The organism is Streptomyces sp. P5F9, assembly GCF_057961495.1.
Window position 1 is genome coordinate 1 of sequence record NZ_JBXVPZ010000852.1, and the last position, 1,812, is coordinate 1,812.

The 1,812-nt window shown below is 74.3% G+C and carries 1 protein-coding gene; it reads left to right on the top strand.

Going from position 1 to position 1,812, the window contains the following annotated elements; translation table 11 throughout:
• Positions 1-74 precede the first annotated feature (74 nt).
• On the top strand, positions 75-1,766 hold the full coding sequence (locus AC31A1_RS50865; RefSeq protein ID WP_489659825.1) for an ABC transporter ATP-binding protein: 1,692 nt from the start codon (positions 75-77) through the stop codon (positions 1,764-1,766).
• Positions 1,767-1,812: the final 46 nt, after the last annotated feature.

Genomic DNA, 1,812 nt, shown 5'->3' on the forward strand with positions numbered 1-1,812 from the left:
CTCCCCCTCTGGCCGGCCGCGGCCATCCTGCTCGGCCTGGCCCCCGCACTCGTCCCCACCGGCAAGGAACCGTCGTGATCCGCTTCGAGGACGTCTCCGTGACCTACGACGGCGCGCCCCGACCCGCCGTCCAGCACGTCGACTTCGCGGTGCCGGAAGGCGAACTCGTGCTGCTCGTCGGCCCGTCGGGCGTCGGCAAGTCGACGGTGCTCGGCGCGGTGAGCGGGCTGGTCCCGCACTTCACCGGCGGTACCCTGCGCGGCCGGGTCACGGTGGCGGGCCGCGACACCCGTACCCACGCGCCGCGCGAACTCGCCGATGTCGTGGGCACAGTGGGCCAGGACCCGCTGTCGCACTTCGTGACGGACACGGTCGAGGACGAACTCGCCTACGGCATGGAGTCGTTGGGCCTCGCCCCCGAGGTGATGCGCCGCCGGGTGGAGGAGACCCTGGACCTGCTGGGCCTCGCCGAGCTGCGCGACCGGCCGATCGCCACCCTCTCCGGCGGCCAGCGACAGCGCGTCGCGATCGGCTCGGTCCTCACCCCGCACCCCAGGGTCCTGGTCCTCGACGAACCCACCTCGGCCCTCGATCCGGCGGCGGCGGAAGAGGTCCTCGCGGTCCTCCAACGCCTCGTCCACGACCTCGGCACGACCGTCTTCCTCGCCGAACACCGCCTGGAGCGCGTCATCCAGTACGCCGACCAGGTCGCCCTCCTCCCGGCCCCGGGCGCGGCACCGGTCCTCGGCACCCCGGCGGAGATCATGGCCGTATCCCCCGTGTTCCCACCCGTAGTGGACCTCGGCCGGCTCGCCGGGTGGACCCCGCTGCCGCTCACCGTGCGGGACGCGCGGCGCCGGGCGGGCGAGCTGCGGGAGCGCCTCTCGGACCGCGAACCGGCGCGCGGCACCCCCGCTCCCGCCCCCGTCACCGGGTCGCTCCTCAACTCCCGGCCGAGCAGCCGCCGTTGGCGCGCCCGGAAAGAAGCACGCGAGACCATCGCCCCAACTCCCGCCCCCACAGCGGAAGTCCAGGCCCTCACCGTCCGCCGCGCCCGGATCGACGCCCTCCGTCACCTCGACCTCGCCATCACCCCCGGCGAGACCATCGCCCTCATGGGCCGCAACGGCGCCGGCAAGTCCACGCTCCTCAACTCCCTTGTCGGGCTGGTCACTCCGACCTCCGGGACGGTCCGGGTCGGCGGTCTCGTCCCGCACCGCACGGCACCCCGCGACCTCGTCCGCCGCGTAGGCCTCGTCCCGCAGGAGCCACGTGACCTGCTCTACGCCGACACGGTCGCCGAGGAGTGCACGGCCGCCGACGCGGACGCGGGCGCCGAGGCGGGTACGTGCCGTGCGCTGGTCTCCGGTCTCCTCCCCGGGGTGACGGACGACGTCCACCCCCGTGACCTGTCCGAAGGGCAACGCCTCGCGCTCGCCCTCGCGATCGTGCTGACGGCCCGCCCGCCGCTCCTTCTGCTGGACGAACCGACCCGGGGTCTCGACTACGCGGCCAAGTCCCGCCTGGTGACGGTGTTGCGGGCGCTCGCCGCCGAGGGGCACGCGATCGTCCTGGCCACCCATGACGTGGAGCTGGCCGCCGAACTCGCCCACCGGGTCGTGCTGTTGGCCGACGGAGAGGTGATCGCCGACGGCCCGACGGCGGAGGTGGTCGTGGCGTCCCCGTCCTTCGCCCCGCAGACGACGAAGATCCTGGCCCCGCAGCGGTGGCTCACGGTCGCCGAGGTCCGGGCGGCCCTGGCATGAGCACGAATCCACCCCGACGCGGGCATCACCGCCCCATCCCCCTCAC